We start from the raw sequence: 17,777 nt of genomic DNA, 5'->3' as shown, positions 1-17,777 counted from the left end.
GGTCAGATCAGGCCATCGGCCAGATGGTTCGGTGTGCCGAACCGGTGAGCGGTGATGCTGACGGCCTGCTCGTGCAGGAATGGCAGCATTTCCAGCCTGCCGGCTTCGGTCACGGTATGGGCATAAACCGCCAGATCGGGCCGTCCGCCGGTAGCGACGGCGAGCGCCTTGGCGTCCCCGCCGATCAGGCGGATCCTGCCGGCGCCGAGCCGGGGCACCCGAGCCAGCCAGGCGCCGTCGTCCTCCACCGTCACGGCAAGGCCCAGCTCCGTGGCCACCGCCTGCAATGACGCAGGAAGCGCGACGGCGGTGGAAACCGCCACCTCGGAGCCGGCCAGCACGCCGGCGGCCAGCACGCGGACCAGCTGTGCCAGCGGTTCGCCCTCGGACAGCCGGACGGTGACCGGGACGGGCAGGTAGCGGAAGACATTGCGCTCGGCAGTCAGCCCGGAGACGTCCCTGGCCACGCCGAACTCGTCGGCCCAGGCTGCGGCATCGGAACGCAGCGAACGCTCCAGTCCGCGCAGTTCCTCGATGGACAGTGCCTGCCCGGCCCTGCGCGCGGCATCCAGCAGCTTGGCTGCTGCCCCGTGCACCTCCGCCGCTGCCGTAGACGGGGCAGTCTCCCACTCGCCCAGCCCCATCAAGTAGTTGGGCCCGCCGGCCTTGGTACCGGCGCCCACCGAGGACTTCTTCCATCCTCCGAACGGCTGGCGCCGCACGATGGCTCCGGTGATTCCCCTGTTCACGTAGAGGTTGCCGGCTTGGATGTTCTGCAGCCAGTAATCCAGCTCGTCCGCGTCCAGCGAATGCAGGCCGGAGGTCAGCCCGTATTCAATGTCGTTGGTGATGGCCACGGCTTCTTCCAAAGTTTCGGCGGTCATCACCCCCAGGATCGGACCGAAGAACTCGGTCAAGTGGTAGCGGGATCCGCGCTTCACTCCGGTCCGCACGCCCGGGCTCCAGAGCTTGCCGGAATCGTCCAGCTGCCGGGGCTGGATCTGCCAGCTTTCCCCGGCGCCCAGCGTGGTCAGCCCGTCCAGCAGCTTGCCTTCTGCCGGCGCGATGATCGGGCCCATCTGCGATGTGGCGTCCTGGGGGTAGCCCACCTTCATGGACGTGACCGCGTCCACCAGCTGGTTCCGGAACCGCGGCGAGCTGGCTGCGGAACCCACCAAGATCACCAGCGACGCCGCGGAGCACTTCTGCCCGGCATGGCCGAACGCGGAGTACGCCACGTCCTTGGCGGCCAGGTCGAAGTCCGCGCTCGGGGTGACGATGATGGCGTTCTTACCGGAGGTCTCGGCCAGCAGCGGCAGGTCCGGACGGAAGGAACGGAACAGTTCGGCGGTCTCGTACGCGCCGGTGAGGATCACGCGGTCCACCTCGGGGTGGGAGATCAGCTGCCTGCCCAGTTCGCGCTCGCCCAGCTGCACCAACTGCAGCACGTCGCGCGGCACGCCCGCTTCGTCCAGCGCCTCCCACACGGCTTCAACCATCACGGCACCGGTGCGTGCGGCCTGCTGGGCAGGCTTAATAATGACGGCGGAGCCAGCGGCGAGCGCGGCGAGGGTACCTCCGGCGGGGATCGCCGTCGGGAAATTCCACGGCGGGGTCACCACCGTCAGGTGCGACGGGATGAAAGTGGCGCCGTCCACGGTGTCCAGTTTCCGGGCCAACTCGGCATAGAAATGCGCGAAGTCGGCGGCCTCGGAGACTTCCGGATCGCCTTGGTCCAGCGTCTTGCCCGCCTCGGCTGCCATCACTTCCAGCAGCCGGGCGCGGTTGGCGTTGAACTTGTCGCCGGCCTTGTGCAGCACCTCGGCGCGTTCGGCCCCGCTCATCGCGCCCCAGCTCTTGGACTGCTCCACGGCCTTGGCGATCACTTGCTCCAGCCCTGCCTCGTCCTTGACCTGGGCGGCTGCGACGGTGTCCAGGCCGAGCGTCGATGACGGCACCCGGGCCAGGATCTCCCGGCCCCAGTCGAGGTTGGCGGGCAGCGACGGATCGGTGTCCGGAATGTTGTCGAAGGAGTCGCTGGGACGGGCCGGTTCCGGCTTCGAGCGGTCCTGCTGCCGGGCCGGTTCCGGCACTTCGTCGTCGAGCGCCTCTAGCGATGCGAGGAAGCGCTGCTTTTCGCGCTCGAAGAGCTGTTCATTCTTGCTGAGTTCGAAGACAGCGGACATGAAGTTCTCGCTGCTGGCGCCCTCTTCCAGCCGGCGGATCAAGTAGGCGATCGCCACGTCGAATTCAGCAGGATGGACCACGGGGGTGTAGAGCAGCAGCGAACCGACGTCCTTTTTCACCGCTTCGGCCTGGCCCTGCGCCATGCCCAGCAGCATCTCGAAGTCGATGCCCGCCTCCACACCGCGCTGCTTGGCGAGCAGCCAGGCGAACGCGACATCGAAGAGGTTGTGCCCGGCCACGCCGATGCGGACGTTGCCGATCCGCTCCGGCTGCAGGGCATAGTTGATCACGCGCTTGTAGTTAGTGTCCGAGTCCTGCTTGGTTTCCCAGGTGGCCAGCGGCCAGCCGTGCAGCGACGCTTCCACCTGTTCCATGGGCAGGTTGGCGCCCTTGACCACCCGCACCTTGATTGCGGCGCCGCCGCGGGAACGCCGGGCTGCAGCCCATTCCTGCAGCCGGATCATGGCCTTGAGCGCGTCCGGCAGGTAGGCCTGAAGCACAATGCCTGCTTCCAACTGCTCGAACTCGGGCTGGTCCAAGATCTTGGTGAAGACCGCCATGGTCATCTCCAGGTCCTTGTATTCCTCCATGTCCAGGTTGATGAACTTACGCTGCGGGGATTTGGCGGCCTGCCGGTAGAGCGGGGTGAGGCTTTCGACGACGTGCTCCACTGCCTCATCGAAAGCCCAGTGAGAGTGCGGCGCCACGGTGGAGGAGACCTTGATCGAGACGTAGTCGACGTCGTCCCGAGCCAACAGGTGCTTGGTGCCTTCCAGTCGGCGTTCGGCCTCGCGGCTGCCCAGCACCGCTTCGCCCAGCAGGTTAATGTTCAGCCGGACATCCTCTTGGCGGATCTTAGCGATCGCCGGCCCCAGTTTGGCGTCGGTGGCATCGACGATCAGGTGGCCCACCATCTCCCGCAGCACCTTGCGGGCTGCGGGAATGACCACCTGCGGCAGCACCGGCGCCATCGTGCCGCCTACACGCACGGCGGCGCGCATGTACCAGGGCAGGAAGGACGGAGCCTTCGGCGCCAGCGCCGCCAAGTTGCGGGCGGCAACCTTCAGATCCTCGGGCCGGATCACGCCGTCGACGAATCCGACGGTGAAACCGAGACCATTGGGATCGTTCAGCACACCAGCCAACTGCTCGGCCGCGGCGTCGGCCGGAATCTTTTCTGCTTCGGTCAGCCAGTGCCGGACCAGCTTGATGGTGTCGGCGGCGAGGTCATCTACCTGGGAATCCGCCAAGCTTGTGGTCTGCATCGGTGCCTCCTTGAGGACGTCGGTCACGGCAGCATCAGTCCTTTCAACGTAATTGCATTGCCCGTTGAGGACCAGTATGGGACTAGACTTCGTGAAGAAAAAGCGATCTTTTTCGACCAGTAATCATCGACTTTCGTGATGAATGGAGCGCTCGTGCTGGACGTCCGGAGGTTGCGGCTGCTGCGGGAGGTCAAAGTGCGCGGCACGCTGGCCGAAGTGGCCGCTGCTTTGAATTTGAGCCCGTCATCCGTATCCCAACAGCTGACGCTGCTGGAGAAAGAAGCCGGGGTGGAACTGCTGCGGAAGGCCGGCCGCCGCGTACAGCTCACACCGCAGGCAGAGATCCTGGTGGCCCACACGGAATCGCTGCTGTCCCGGCTCGAACAGGCCGAAACCGACCTGTCCGCATCGCTGACCACGGTCACCGGAAGCGTCCGGCTGGCGGTCTTCCAGTCAGCGGCGCTGGCGCTGCTGCCGGATGCGCTCACCAGCATGCGTCGCCAGTACCCGGAGGTGCGGATCGAAATGGTCCAGCGGGAACCGGAAACCGCGCTGTACGAGACGTGGGCGCGCGACTTCGACCTGGTGGTAGCCGAGCAGTACCCGGGCCACGCGGCGCCGCACCATCCGGAACTGGACCGCAAGAGGCTCACCACCGACGCCATCCGGCTGGCCGTCCCGCCGGCCCACCTGGCCGGCGGAGAGGCCAGATCCCTTGAGGATGCCGGCGGCCTGCCCTGGGTGATGGAACCGCGCGGGGCAGCGTCCCGGCACTGGGCCGAGCAGGCTTGCCGCCAAGCCGGGTTTGAGCCGGATGTCCGCTACGAAACCGCTGACTTGCAGGCCCACATCCGGCTGATCGAATCCGGCAATGCCGTGGCTTTCCTCCCGGATCTGGTCTGGAGCGGCCGGGGCACCACCTGCCGGATGCTGGACCTGACAAATCATCCGCGTCGGACCGTCTTCACCTCCGCCCGCCGGGGCTCGGCCAACCGGCCCGCCATTCTTGCGCTCCGGGGAGTATTGGAGGAAACCGCCCGGAAGGTCAGCGGCGAGCGCGCTTAGCCTTCCCTTCGGTAGCCAACCGAGCCATCGCCCCTAGCCCCCCGGTGGTCGATGGAGACCTGGATGTCCCTCGGGTCTCTACTCGGCGCTGGCGCGCCTCCATCGACCACCGCCACATCTGGCGCGCCTTCATCGACCACCGCCAGAACAGCGCGCCTCCATCGACCACCGACAGGACCCCTCGACCGCCGAGATGTTCAGCGGCGCTGGTCCAGGCTGAGGTTTCCGTGGACGGTGGCGTAAACACGCAGACCGCCGGACTTCACCGGCAGCCCCTCCCCCGGCGCCAGGATCCGCCGGGGAGGCCCTTCCACGCCATCAAGGCCCAGCTGCACAAAGAGGTCCACCAGCACATTGCCCAATCCGGCCAGGTCGGCCCGCGGCAGGACGGCACGGTGCTCGCCGGCGTCGCGCTTGACGTCGAACGTGCGTGCTTCAGCAGTACCGCGCCCACGCGCGACAATTCGGACGGATTCGAATTCGGCTGTCGGTTCAAGCCGCAGACCGAACGCCACCGACTCTTCGTCGAGTTGCGGCAGCAGGGCGCGTGCTGTGGGCTTCAGAGCTTCCTCAGTGGCCGCCAGCTTTAGTAGGCCTTCCGCATCCCGTGCCCGGACCAGCTCTGAGCGCTGCTGGAACGGGAAGCCCAGCTGTGCCTCCAGCCGCTCCGGAATGTACCGTTCCACGAAGTCCGCATGGGCTGCCACCCAGCGCTTCCGAATTCCGGCGGACATCGAACGGTAGCGGGAGGGCACGTATGTGCGAAGAAGTTTGCGCCGGTACAAGTCCAGCACCAGTAGCTCGGCTTCACCGGCGTCGTCATGGTTCTCGGTAATGATCCGGGCGATCTCTGCCACCGAGCCGGTGTAGCTTTCCGGGATGGCCAACTGCGAGCTGATGTTCGTACCGTCCTGCCGGGTACGGATGAAGTAGTAGTCGTAGTCGGCCGCGATCGCATTCCGCCGCGAGGCCAGGTAGCAGCGGGTCAGCATCATGCCGTCTTCCAGGCGGACCTTGCCTTCCGGGAAACGGATGCCGTGGGTGTCGAGCAGCTCGCGCCGGATCAGCTTCTGCGGCGAGAGCGTGCCTAGGATTTTCCGTACCGGAACGTCGGGGATGGTCTCGGTGAAAAGCGAGGACTGTACCCGCCGGCCGCCGATCCCGACCATGCGCGGCGCCAGCACATCCACCTGATGCCGGTCGGCGAAAGCCACCATCCGGCGCAGCGCCTCGACGCCCAGCTTGTCGTCGGCGTCGCAGAAAAAGACGTAGTCGGACGTGCTGGCGTTGATCCCCACATTTCGCGGCTTGCCCGGCCAGCCGCTGTTGTGCTGGTGAATTACCCGCCAATTCGGATGCTGCGCCACGTACTGGTCCAGCAGCTTGCCGCCGTCGTCGGTGGAGCCGTCGTCCACCGCCACCACCTCAAACAGCGCCGGGTCCATGTCCTGCGCCACCAGCGAGTCCAGCAGTTCCTTGAGGTACGGCATTGCATTGAACACGGGGATGACCACGGACACCCTGGCGGTCTGCGCACTGGCCGTCGGACCGGAGTCGCTCTCCCTTACGCGGATTTGGCCCGTCCGCGCCGCGTACTTCTTCAGCTTGCGCTGGGCGCCCGCCAGCTTGTCCTTGATGGCCACGATGTCCCCTTCGATCGTTTGCCGTTACTGCATTCTGCCACCGCGAGCGGTCGGGCACCTCCGCCGCGGAGAGGTCCGACCGCTGCTCCGCTGGTTCTCACGTTTGGAACAGGAACAGCATCAGCTGCTGCCCGGCGAGCAGGAGGCCGCACAGGAGGCCCAAGACGAGGGCCGATTTATTCCAACTGGTCGCGGCAGCAGCTTCACCCGGCGGTACGGACGGCGTGCGGTCCGGACGGGACCTTGTCCAAGCGCGTACCAGAGGATGCTGTTCCAGTCCCTGCCGTTGCCCGGCAGAGCCTGGCCTGTCCCAGGGTGTCACCGTTGCCGGACCGATCGCGCCGCTGCGCTGGCTGCCGGCTGCCCGCGCGCTGGGCGGAAAGGGCGCACCCCAACTGGTGTAGGTCTTGCCCGCTGCCCTGATCGTGACCGTGCTTCCGGTGCTGACATCGTCCACCACGGCAAAGGGGATGGCGTGCGACCGGAAGCTGTTGATGATGAGGACGGAATCGTCGTCGAAAACCAATCGGGGGATCCACAGGAAGATGTAGGCAAAGGCTGCAACAACCAGAGACCACGGGATCCACGTCAGGAGGGATTCCCCGTCCGCCAGAACGAACAGCAGAAGCAGAGCCGCCAGTGCTGCGGTCCACAGCAGGATCGCGGCCCAGTACCCGGATTTTTCCTTCAGCACGGTTTGCTGGGGTCGGGCTCTCGAGTCAGTAGTCACCGGGCGGCCCCCGTCGATCGTTTGCCCTGGCAAAAACGTCGTTCATCCGGCGATTCTGCCAGCTGACCGCGTCAGGCGCACTCTTTAGCCCGCTCGGCCTGGGCCCGACGCACCATCCAGCAGTTGTGCCAGATGCACTCCGCGACGTTCGGACAGATCGGCGAGCTGGGTCCGGCAGGAGAATCCATCGGCCAGCAGCACGGTGTCGGCCCCGGCCCGCCTGACCGCTGGCAGCAACTGGGACTCCGCGACGGCCACGGAAACGTCGTAGTGACCGCGCTCGACGCCGAAGTTGCCGGCCAGGCCGCAGCACCCGCCCAGGCTCTGTACGTTGGCGCCGGCGTCGCCCAGCAGGGCCAGATCGGTTCGCCAGCCAAGGACGGCGTGGTGGTGGCAATGCGGCTGGGCCACTATCTCCTCCCCCGCTAACGACGGGGGTGCCCACCCCGGGGTGCCCGAGAGCAGTTCCGCTAGGGTCCGGGTGGATTGGGCGACCGGGAGCGCCGTGCCACCGAGCAGCTCCAGCGCATCGGACCGCAGCACAGCGGTGCAGGACGGTTCCAGTCCCAGCACGGGCACGCCGGCGGCAACGTATGCGGCGAGCGCATCAACGGTGCGGCCCACGATCCGGCGCGCGGTGTCCAGCTGTCCGGTGGAGATCCAGGTCAGCCCGCAACACAGCCGTTGCCCCGGAACGAGCACCTCATAGCCGGCATGCTCCAGCACCCTGACGGCTGCCTGTCCGACCTCGGGCGAGAAGTAGTTGGTGAAGGTGTCGGCCCACAACAGCAGCGGCCCGTTCGGCGCTGAGCCAGCCGATGCATCCCGGTCCCGAAACCACTGATCGAACGTCTCCTGCGCAAACTGCGGTAGTCCGCGCCGTGCGTCCACGCCGGCCAGCCGTAAGCCGGCCTGCCGCAGGCCCGGGACCTTCAGCAGCCCGTTCGCAAGCGCCGGTGCGAACGAGGCCAATCTGGCCCAGCGCGGCAGCCACCCGAGCGAGTAGTGCGACGCCGGCCGCAGTCGGCCACGGTAGCTCTGGTACAAAACTTCGGCCTTGTAGGAGGCCATGTCGATGCCGGTCGGGCAGTCGGAGAGGCACCCCTTGCAGGACAGGCACAGGTCCAGCGCCTCATGCACTGCCGGCGAGCGCCAGTCCGGCGCAGCCTCGGCCGGACCGCCGCTCCCGCCCCCTGCCCCGCCGGGGCCGGCGCCGCCGTCGCCAAGCCGAGCAGCGCCGTCGTCATGACCGCCCGACGCACGCAGGATCATTTCCTGCAGCGCGCGGGCGCGGCCGCGGGTCGAATCCTTCTCCTCTTTGGTTGCCACGTAGGACGGGCACATCACCATGCCCGGGCGGGTCGCCGCGTCCGTGCGGCACTGGCCAATCCCGGTGCAGCGGTGAACCGCACGGCTGAAGTCCCCGCCGTCGTGCTGGTAGGAAAGGCCCAGCGGAATCCGGACGGGCTTCACGGTGGCGGTGCGGATGTCCGCATCCAGCGGCCGCGGGTCCACCAGCACGCCCGGGTTGAGCGTGTTGTCCGGATCCAGGATGCCCTTGACCGTACCGAACAGGCGGATGGCTTTTGGCGAATAGATCCGCGGCAGCAGTTCGCTGCGCACCCGGCCGTCTCCGTGCTCGCCGGAGAGCGAGCCGCCGTAGCTGGCCACCAGGTCGGCGGCGTCGCTCATGAAGGCGCGGTATTCGGGGCGGCCGTCGGTTTCGTTGGGACCGCGGTTGCCGAACGGGAAGTCCAGCCGCACGTGCACGCAGCCGTCGCCGAAGTGTCCGTACGGGAAGCCGCTGAACCCGTGCCGCTCCACCAGGTCGTCGAATTCGCGCAGGTAGGCGCCTAGCCGTTCTGGCGGCACGGCAGCATCCTCCCAGCCGGAGTGCGCCGGCTCGCCGGCCGGCGACCGCCCCGACAGCGCGGACCCGTCCTCGCGGATCCTCCACAGCGCGGCCGCCTCGGCCGGATGGTCCACCACCCGGGCTTCCACGGCCTCGGGCAACCGGACCAGCCGGGCGGCGCGGTCGGCCACTTCGGCGGCGCGGTCGCCGGCCAATTCCACGAACAGCCACGATCCGCCGGCGGGCAGTTCCGGCACGGATCCCGGTCCTTTCCGGCGACGCACCACGTCCACAATCCGCCGATCCAGCCCCTCGCAGGCGGTCGGCGAAAATGCCATCACGTCCATCACCACGTCCGCGGCGGTGCCGATGTCGGCAAATCCCAGCGCCACCATCGTCTTGTGCGCCGGGTCCTTGACCAGCCGCACGCCCGCTTCCAGCACGACGGCGAGGGTCCCCTCGCTGCCCACCAGCGCCTTGCGCAGGTCGAACCCCTTCTCCGGCAGCAGGTGCTCGAGGGCATAGCCGGAGACCTGGCGGCCGAAGCGGCCGAATTCCGTGCGCAGCGCCTCCAGGTGTCCGGCCGCCAGTTCACGCAGCGCCCCGGTTTCCGGTGCGTCGGGAACCCGTCCTGCGTCCAGCCGCAGTAGGCGTCCGGAACCGGTGACCAATTGGAGGTGCTCCACGTTGTCCACGGTGCGGCCGTAGGCCGGGGTGCGTGCGCCGCAGGAGTTGTTGCCGATCATTCCGCCGATGGTGCAGCGGGTATGCGTGGACGGGTCCGGTCCAAAACGCAGTCCCTGGGCCAGCGCCATCCGCTGCAGCGAGGCGTGGACGGTGCCGGGCTGCACGGTGGCAGTGCGGGCTTCCGGGTCCAACTGGAGCACGCGGTTCATATGGCGGCTGAATTCCAGCACCACGCCGGGGCCCACCGCATTGCCCGCAATGGAGGTGCCCGCTCCGCGCGAGGTGAGCGGGACGCCCGCCTCGCGGCAGGCTGCCAGCACCGCCAGCACCTCGTCCGCGTCGTGCGGAAAGGCCACGGCCGCCGGCCGCACCCGGAAGAGCGAGGCGTCGGAAGAGTACACGTCCCGGGTTGTGGCGTCGGCCCGGACGTCCGCCACGCCGTTCCGCCGCAGCGCCTCGATCACTCCGGCCGCCGCCGCGCCGTCCACCGCAGCCCCGTGAACCGCTTGCATGCAGCTCACACTACCGACCGGCACCGGCAGGTGTCTGCCCCTCGCGGTGGCTGGGTCTTGACTGGCTCTGATCTGTCAGCTGACCTGGATCGTCGTTGCGTGCCTGCGTGTCCGCTCCGGACAGCCAGGGTACTGAGCGCCGCGTACGTTATACGCCACATTGGCTTCCCAGAGCTACCAGCAATGGCGTAGCGCGGCGCTCCTGCGCGCATGCTTCCGCTTTTGCGGATCGTGCAGCGACGAGAATTCCGCAATGTGGCGTATAACGTACAGCTCGGCGGGGCGGCCGGCGGGCTTGCTGCGGAAGCCCGGAGGTGATGAGGTGTGGCCCGCCCTCCGCCGATGTCCTGCGGAAGGCGAGCCACGCCGTCGTTATGTGCCGCTCTTCAGCAAGGGGGCGTCCCCTGGGGACGGTCCCCGTTGCTGGGAAACGGTGCAGCTACCGGCCCGCCGGGGTGAAGTCCCGGGCTCCGATGTAGTCAGGCCGCGGATTCTTGGCGGCAAAGGGATCCACGGCCGTGTTTTCCACGCTGTTGTACACGAAGAACAGGTTGGAGCGCGGGTACGGCGTGACGTTGCCGTTGGAGGCGTGCATGCAGTTGCAGTCGAACATGGTGGCCCCGCCTGCCTTGCCTTCCATCACGTCGATCCCGTAGCGGTCGGCGAAGTCGCGCAGCGTGGCCTTGTCCGGAGTTCCGGCGCCCTGCATCACCAGCGACTGCTTGTAGTTGTCGTCCGGGGTCTCGCCCACACAGGAGATGTACTCCTGGTGCGATCCGGGCATGATCATCAGCGGCCCGTTGTAGGAGTAGTTGTCCGTGAGCGAGATGGAGATGGACACCGTGCGCATGCGCGGCAGCCCGTCCTCCGCGTGCCAGGTCTCGAAGTCGGAGTGCCACATGAACTCCTTGCCCTCGAAACCGGGCTTGAAGTTCACCCGGGACTGATGGATATAGACGTCAGAGCCCAGCAACTGCTTGGCCCTGTCCACCACCCGCGGATCGTTGGCGATCTTCGCGAAGACCTCGCTGATCTTGTGCACTTCGAAGATGGAGCGCACCTCCTGGCTCTTAGCCTCGACAATGCACCGTTCATCCGAACGGACGGCCGGATCCGCGGCGAGCCGATCCAGCTCCGCCTGGTACTCCTTCACCTCTTCAGGCGAGATCAGCTCCTTAATGTTGAGGTAGCCCTTCTCCTCGAAGCCTGCCAGCGTGGCCGCGTCCATCGGGCCCGACTCCGCGGATCCCCAGACGACCTTGTCCTGGCGGGGTTGCACGCTGGCGGTGCCTGCGGATCGTGTCGGGTAGAGGTCAACACGGCTTCGGTCTGCGGTCGCAGTCATCTTTATCCTCCTGTGGGTTATTTCTTGTGCCGGGTGCGGAAAAGCCCGGCCGACAAGGTTGCCGACCGGGCCCTCCTGCCGCCGGAGTCAGTGAACCGGCTCAGCCTCGACGAGCGGGTACACGCCGTTCTCGTCGTGGACTTCGCGGCCGGTAACGGGCGGGTTGAACACGCAGGCCATCCGCAGTTCAGTGGTGGCGCGGACGGTGTGCTTCTCGTGCCCGTTCAGCAGATACATGGTGCCGTCGCGCAGGTCGTGGACCTCGCCGGTTTCCTCGTTGGTCAGCGTGCCTTCGCCCTGGACGCAGTAGACGGCCTCGATGTGGTTGGCGTAGTGGAACGTGGACGTGGTGCCGGCGTAGATCACCGTGTCGTGGAAGGAAAAGCCCACGCCTTCCCCGGCCAGCACCATCCGGCGGCTCCGCCACGTCTCCGACTTCACGTCGCGGTCGGTGTCGTTCAGGTCATTCAGGTTGGTAACAATCATGGGAACTCCTCAATGTGGATCATCTACAAGTCGGTCGTGCGGCAGCCGTTTGTGCTGCCTATGCGGCGGCGGCGGGGATCGGTGCGGCCCCTGCCACCGGGATCTAGTGCGCGCCGACCAGTTCCGGAACCGCGGTGACGGCGCGGGTGGCCTCGACCAGAATGTCCAGGCCGCGGTCCAGATCAGCCGCACTGATGGTCAGCGCCGGCATCAGCTTCACAACTTCGCTCTCCGGCCCGGAGGTTTCCACCAGCAGCCCGTTCTGGTAGGCCTCGGCGGCAATCTTGCCGGCGGTCTCGTCGTCGGCGAACTTGACTCCGGCCAGCAGTCCCCGGCCGCGCACGCTGGCGCCTTCCACCGAGGCGGCGATCCGCTCCAAGCCCTCGTGCAGCTGGGTGATCCGGGCCTTGACCTGCTGCTGGAACTCACCGGTCCGCCAGTACGTCTCCAGCGCAGCCGTCGCCGTGACGAAGGCCGGGTTGTGGCCGCGGAACGTACCGTTGTGCTCGCCGGCGTCCCAGACGTCCAGCTCCGGGCGGAACAGCGTGAGCGCCATCGGCAGGCCAAAGCCGGAGATGGACTTGGACAGGCAGACGATGTCAGGGGTGATGCCTGCTTCTTCAAAGCTGAAGAACGTGCCGGTGCGCCCGCAGCCGGCTTGCACATCGTCCACGATCAGCAGGATTTCGTGCTTCTGGCACAACTCGGACAGGCCGCGCAACCAGCTGGCGCGCGCAGCATTCAGGCCGCCTTCGCCCTGGACGGTTTCCACGATGATGGCCGCCGGCTTATCCACGCCGGAGCCGCTGTCTTCGAGCACGCGTTCCAGCCAGAGGAAGTCCGTGGTCTCGCCGGAGAAGTAATCGTCGTAGGGGATCTTGGAGCTGTTGGTCAGCGGGATGCCCGCGCCCCGGCGCTTCATCGAGTTGCCGGTCACCGAGAGCGAGCCCAGGGTCATGCCGTGGAAGGCGTTGGTGAAGGACAGGATGTGCTGGCGCCCGGTGACCTTGCGGGCCAGCTTCAGCGCCGCCTCAACCGTGTTGGTGCCGGTGGGGCCGGGGAACATCACCTTGTAGTCCAGATTGCGCGGCCGCAGGATGACGTCCTGGAAGGTTTCCAGGAACTTCCGCTTGGCCGGGGTCTTCATGTCAAGCGAGTGGACCACGGCGCCGCTGGCCAGGTACTCCAGCAGCGGCTGCAGCAGCTGCTGGTTGTTGTGCCCATAGTTGAGGGCGCCGGCACCCGAGAAGAAGTCCAGGTAGGTGCGGCCGTCCTCGGCGGTCAGGGTGCTGCCCTCGCCGCGGGTAAACACGGCGGGCCAGCTGCAGCAGTAACCGCGGACCTCGGACTCCAGGGTTTCGAAAATGTCAGTCATGAAAACGCTTCCTTCCTCAGCGCGGCCGCGCACCATCCCGGGTACGGGACAGCGCCACAGCAGCCGCAGGTCGATTTCGTGCGGATGTGCGTTGGTGCAATTGGTGATTGGCCGGCGTTCGTTGCGCACAGCAGGCTGGACGCCGGCGGGAATTAGTTGAGTGGGCCGATCCGGTACAGGTACTCGGTGTCGTGCCCGTCCGGGTAGAGCTCTGCGGTGAACAGCGGCTCGCGTTCCATCGGCGCCTCTCGGCGCGACGCGAAGCCGGCGAACAGCCGGATGGAGGCCTCATTGTCCGCTGTGATGGTGGTTTCCACGCGCTCGGCCCGCACTTGCCCGGCCAAGCGGTCCAGCATCTCGGCGGCCAGCTTGCGGCCGCGGAATTCGTGGTCCACGGCGACCTGCCACACCATCAGCGTGCCCGGTTCGTCGGGGCGCATGTAGCCGGTGATGAAGCCGGCCGGCTCGCCGTCCACTGTGGCCACAACAGACGTCTCGGCGAAGTCGCGGGACCACAGCAGGTAGGAGTAGGACGAGTTCAGGTCCAGGACCTGTGAGTCCCTGGCCATGCGCCACAGGGACTGCCCGTCCTTCAGGGTTGGCTTACGGAATTTTGCTTTGATCCTCGGACTGGTCTGGGTTTCTGCTAGTTCTTCAACCATCACCTCCAACCTAACGAGGATCGATGCGTTATCAACCGGCATTCCGGCAATTTGACAAGGGTTTCCGGCAGATTGGCGGCCGGGTCGGCGCCGCCCGCTTCCGCTGGATCCCTTGTGCCAGTTGCGCTCCAGCGGAATTACGACGGCGGTGCCCGGCACACATTCTTTCGTTATCATTTCGTGACATTAGCTGTGTGACGGACTACTCGTTTGCCGCTGAGAACGGTGTCATGAGCGTCTTAGAGGCCGTTACGTGGACGTCGGGGCCGGGCAAAGGAAAAGCGGCTCCGACCGGTGACAACCAGTCGAAGCCGCTTTCGCGGTGGGCCCTGCGGGGATCGAACCCGCGACCCGCGGATTAAAAGTCCGATGCTCTACCAACTGAGCTAAAGGCCCGCCAGCCTGTTCCGTCCATCCTGGTGGAGACCCGGAGGTGGGCGGATTTGGCCGGTTCACAGTTTATCGCACCCACCGCCGCGCATTCGAATCCGCCGTGCCGACGGTGGCGTTCGCCTTGCTGCGGCCTGCCGTAACCCCGACGGACCGCCTCCCTGTACCGGCGTCAGAGGCGGGAGTAAGGTCGTGGCATGAGCCCGAACAACGGAAATGACGTCCCCAGGCCGCACAAGCCGAAGCCTTTTGCCCCGTTGGACTTTGAGGACTTCGCCGGCGGCGCCGACCCGGCACGAGTTTCCGAGGCTGCCCATCTGGCAGCCCAGGCTTTGGTGCACCGCGGCCGTGGCTCCGACGATCCCGAGGTCACCAAGCGCCTGGTCAAGCTCGCCGACCAGCAGGGGCTCGAGGCCATAGCCGAAATGTGGTCCGAGAGCCCGGCCCGGTCGCTGCCCGGTGCGCTCTGGCGGCTCTACGCCATCCGCGCCGCGGTGCAGTCCCATCCGGACAAACTGGCGGCGTTCTTCAAGGCGGGCACCTCATCTGCGGAGGTGTCCAAGGTGATAGCGGGCGTGGCCGAGCCGCCCGGCGCCGATGAAGTGCGCGCCATGGCTGACACGATCCTGTCCGGAGCCTTCGACGGCGATTTCGATGTGGCATTGGACCGGTCCGCGGCCTTCTGCCGGATCGTCGCGCTCGGCCAGACCCATCACGCTGACTCAGCTGAGCCTGCCAACGAGAACCACGCCAGCAAGCTGACGCTCAGTTCGCACCGGCTGGTGAAGACCGCCGAGGACCTTGAGGCGGCGGCCGCCGCGTGGCGCCGCGGCGAACTCGACTGACGGCTGGAGCTCCAGCACACTCGCCCACGCGGCAGGAATTTCGTGCCTTCGCCGCTGCCGGCAAACGGCCACCCCGGAGGGCCCAAAGCACTGCGAACGGCCCAAACATGACGCGCGCGTGTACCACAAATACGCCGGGTTGACACGTTTTTCCCCGGTTTTCTGCGGCTGTTGACATCGGCTCTGAGGCGTAGAAAACTGAAGGTGGTGTCGAACCGTGGCAGCCCCGGGCTCCAACTTTTAGCCGCCTCGAGCGGCCTTCCGCCGAGAGGCGCTCCCGGTTCGGCACCATTAATCTTGTTCACCCAGAGGCGATAATCTAGGCACGGCGGATGCTTCCCTTCCGCCGTTCGGACCAGTGAGAAAACCGCCGGTGACATGAAGTTAAGCCTCTTCCCGCAGGACACCAAGAGCCTAGAACTGCTCGCACAGACGGCAGCAGAGCTCATGGCAGGAGTCAAGAGCCTCTCGGAAATCCTCGGGGCACCTGCAGACGACTACGACAAACTCTCCGAAGAGCTGCACGACCGGGACGGCAACGTCTCCCGCCTGCGCTTCGCACTGCTCACCACCTTGCGCACCAGCTTTGTGAATCCCCTTCCGCGCGAGGACATGTTCCAGCTCTCGCTGCATCTGGTCCACACCTTCGAACACCTTGACGCCGCCGCGGAACTGATCGCCCTGAACCGGGTCAAACGCCTGTCTGCCCGGGCCTCCGAGCAGCTGGAAGTCATCGGCCGGATGTCGGAGATGACCCGGGACGCCATGCCGCGGCTGAACTCTTTGGAGGACCTCGAGGAGTACTGCATCGAGATGGTCCGGCTGGCCAAGCGCGCCGAACGTACCCACCGAGTGTGGGTGTCGGAGCTCTTGTCGGACCACAAGGGTGCCACCTTGGCCCGGCACCGCGACGTGGCCGACCAGCTGGTAGCTGCCACCAAGACCCTGCGCCAGGCGTCCCACCATGTAGGGCAGATCCTGGTCAAGGAATCGTAGGTGGAGCTTGTCCTGCTGGTGCTGGTCGTTGCTTTCGCCGGCTGCTTTGCGTTCATCAATGGTTTTCATGACGTCTCCAATGCCGTAGCGACCGCCGTGCGCACCCGCGCCCTCACGCCGCGCATCGCCGTCGTTCTGGCCTCCGTCTGCAACCTGGCCGGCGCCTTGCTGTCCAGCACGCTGGCGTTGGTGATCAGTACCGGCTGGATCGGCCTGCCCGCCGGGCAGTCCGGACTGGCTATCCTGCTGGCCGGGCTGCTGAGCGCCAGCGCCTGGGGAGTGCTCACCTGGTGGCTGCGGATGCCTTCCTCGTCCACGCATGCGCTGCTCGGCGGTTTGGTGGGGGCCGGAGCGGCATCCACCGTACTGGGCGGCGAGAACATCAGCGCCACCGAGAATCCGATTTGGGCCCAGCTGGTGCTGCCGTTGCTGCTGTCCCCGCTGGTGGCGTTCGCGTTGTCCTACCTGGTGATGGTGCCGCTGACCTGGCTGGCCCGGTACCGGACGCCGCGTGAAGTGGGCCGGACCACCAGATTGGCGCAAGCGGTCTTCGCGGGGACGTTCTCGCTGGGACACGGCCTGCAGGACGGCCAGCGGACGATGGCTGTGGTGCTGCTGGCGCTGGTAGCTGCCGGCTATGCCACGGGCGAGCAGATGCCGCTCTGGGTGCAAGTTTTCGCCGCGATCCTGCTGGCGGTGGGCGCGCTCTTCGGCGGCTGGCGGATCTCCTACACCCTCGGGTCCCGGCTGGTCCGGATCGATCCTTTGCACGGGGCCGCCGCGCAGGGAGTCGGTTCTGCCATGCTGTTCATCGGCGCGATCGGCCTGCACATGCCGCTCTCCAGCACGCAAACCATGACCTCTTCGATTTTGGGCGCCGGCGCGAGCCAGAAGCTGCATGCGGTGCGCTGGCGGGTCGCCATCCGCGTGCTGGCCACCTGGGTGCTGACCTTGGTGGCCACCTCGCTGCTCGGCGCCATCCTGCTGCTGGCCATGGATCCGGTGCTCTAAGCCGGAACAGGGAGCGTGCGGTCCTGACGACGGGCAGCAGGTTGCCCCGGTGATCGGCCAAAGGCGCTTGCGCCTGCGTGGAGATCCCGCCGCCGCTTAACCACGACGGCTTAACCACGACGGCGGTGCCTCCCGGGCGTGGGGAGGCACCGCCGTCGTGTGCTTGCTGTGGGGCTTATCCAAAGCGTCCGGACACGTAGTCCTCGGTGGCCTTCTCCATCGGGTTGCTGAAGATCGTCGGTGTGTCGCCGTATTCGATCAGCTTGCCCGGCTTGCCGGTGCCGGCGATGTTAAAGAACGCGGTCTTGTCGGACACGCGGGCCGCCTGCTGCATGTTGTGGGTCACGATCACCACGGTGTACTGCGTCTTGAGTTCCTCGATCAGGTCCTCAATGGCGAGCGTAGAGATGGGGTCGAGTGCTGAACACGGCTCGTCCATCAGGATCACCTGCGGGGAAACAGCGATGGCGCGGGCGATGCACAGGCGCTGCTGCTGGCCGCCGGAGAGGCCTGATCCGGGCTTGTTCAGCCGGTCCTTGACCTCATTCCAGAGGTTGGCGCCGGTCAGCGACTTCTCCACCAGAGCGTCGGCGTCCGACTTGGACATCCGCTTGTTGTTCAGCTTGACGCCGGCCAGCACGTTGTCGCGGATGGACATGGTGGGGAACGGGTTGGGGCGCTGGAAGACCATGCCGATCTGGCTGCGCACGGTCACCGGGTCCACGC

At 66.6% G+C, this 17,777-nt stretch carries 13 protein-coding genes and 1 tRNA gene; 4 read left to right on the top strand and 10 right to left on the bottom strand.

What is annotated here, in order from left to right:
• Window positions 1-2 precede the first annotated feature (2 nt).
• On the bottom strand, window positions 3-3,452 hold the full coding sequence (locus AC5RW2_RS34265; RefSeq protein ID WP_493963546.1) for a bifunctional proline dehydrogenase/L-glutamate gamma-semialdehyde dehydrogenase: 3,450 nt from the start codon (window positions 3,450-3,452) through the stop codon (window positions 3-5).
• A 153-nt stretch (window positions 3,453-3,605) separates the two neighbouring features.
• On the opposite strand from AC5RW2_RS34265, the gene AC5RW2_RS34260 reads away from it, so the two are divergent.
• The gene (locus AC5RW2_RS34260; RefSeq protein ID WP_493963800.1) at window positions 3,606-4,517 is read left to right on the top strand and encodes a LysR family transcriptional regulator; all 912 of its coding nucleotides are present in this window, start codon (window positions 3,606-3,608) and stop codon (window positions 4,515-4,517) included.
• A 197-nt stretch (window positions 4,518-4,714) separates the two neighbouring features.
• On the opposite strand, the gene AC5RW2_RS34255 is transcribed toward AC5RW2_RS34260, so the two are convergent.
• The 8 genes from AC5RW2_RS34255 to AC5RW2_RS34220 all read right to left on the bottom strand — a co-directional run bounded on the left by AC5RW2_RS34255 (window position 4,715) and on the right by AC5RW2_RS34220 (window position 14,205).
• Complete coding sequence (locus AC5RW2_RS34255) at window positions 4,715-6,160, bottom strand: glycosyltransferase family 2 protein (protein ID WP_493963547.1); 1,446 nt, start codon at window positions 6,158-6,160, stop codon at window positions 4,715-4,717.
• 97 nt (window positions 6,161-6,257) lie between these two features.
• A complete protein-coding gene (locus tag AC5RW2_RS34250; protein ID WP_493963548.1) occupies window positions 6,258-6,890 on the bottom strand; it encodes a hypothetical protein in 633 nt (210 codons plus the stop codon).
• Window positions 6,891-6,974: 84 nt separating this feature from the next.
• Window positions 6,975-9,941, bottom strand: coding sequence for an FAD-binding and (Fe-S)-binding domain-containing protein (locus AC5RW2_RS34245; RefSeq protein ID WP_493963549.1), 2,967 nt, complete (start codon window positions 9,939-9,941; stop codon window positions 6,975-6,977).
• A gap of 439 nt (window positions 9,942-10,380) precedes the next feature.
• Window positions 10,381-11,286, bottom strand: a complete 906-nt coding sequence (gene thpD, locus AC5RW2_RS34240) for an ectoine hydroxylase (RefSeq protein WP_493963550.1) — start codon at window positions 11,284-11,286, stop codon at window positions 10,381-10,383.
• 87 nt (window positions 11,287-11,373) lie between these two features.
• Window positions 11,374-11,772, bottom strand: coding sequence for an ectoine synthase (locus tag AC5RW2_RS34235; protein WP_493945034.1), 399 nt, complete (start codon window positions 11,770-11,772; stop codon window positions 11,374-11,376).
• A gap of 103 nt (window positions 11,773-11,875) precedes the next feature.
• Window positions 11,876-13,147, bottom strand: coding sequence for a diaminobutyrate--2-oxoglutarate transaminase (ectB, locus tag AC5RW2_RS34230; RefSeq protein ID WP_493963551.1), 1,272 nt, complete (start codon window positions 13,145-13,147; stop codon window positions 11,876-11,878).
• A 152-nt stretch (window positions 13,148-13,299) separates the two neighbouring features.
• Window positions 13,300-13,809 carry a diaminobutyrate acetyltransferase gene (ectA, locus tag AC5RW2_RS34225; RefSeq protein ID WP_494075008.1) on the bottom strand — a complete coding sequence of 170 codons (510 nt, stop codon included), beginning with the start codon at window positions 13,807-13,809 and terminating at the stop codon, window positions 13,300-13,302.
• Between the two features lie 323 nt (window positions 13,810-14,132).
• Window positions 14,133-14,205: transfer RNA gene (locus tag AC5RW2_RS34220), tRNA-Lys, on the bottom strand.
• 191 nt (window positions 14,206-14,396) lie between these two features.
• Between AC5RW2_RS34220 and AC5RW2_RS34215 the strand changes: the two genes are divergently transcribed.
• The 3 genes from AC5RW2_RS34215 (at window position 14,397) to AC5RW2_RS34205 (ending at window position 17,051) form a co-directional block, all read left to right on the top strand.
• Entirely contained in the window at window positions 14,397-15,044 is a 648-nt protein-coding gene (locus tag AC5RW2_RS34215) for a hypothetical protein (protein WP_493963553.1), read from the top strand.
• Between the two features lie 378 nt (window positions 15,045-15,422).
• Window positions 15,423-16,040 carry a nuclease PIN gene (locus AC5RW2_RS34210; protein ID WP_493952512.1) on the top strand — a complete coding sequence of 206 codons (618 nt, stop codon included), beginning with the start codon at window positions 15,423-15,425 and terminating at the stop codon, window positions 16,038-16,040.
• Window positions 16,041-17,051 carry an inorganic phosphate transporter gene (locus AC5RW2_RS34205; RefSeq protein WP_493963554.1) on the top strand — a complete coding sequence of 337 codons (1,011 nt, stop codon included), beginning with the start codon at window positions 16,041-16,043 and terminating at the stop codon, window positions 17,049-17,051.
• 175 nt (window positions 17,052-17,226) lie between these two features.
• Here the strand turns inward: AC5RW2_RS34205 and AC5RW2_RS34200 are convergent.
• Window positions 17,227-17,777: phosphate ABC transporter ATP-binding protein (locus AC5RW2_RS34200; RefSeq protein WP_494075007.1), on the bottom strand; the 551-nt coding region annotated here is incomplete at its 5' end.

Source organism: Arthrobacter sp. B0316-1-20, from assembly GCF_059091865.1.
Note: the sequence above shows the minus strand (reverse complement) of the source record. Positions and strands in the feature narration are given on the sequence as shown.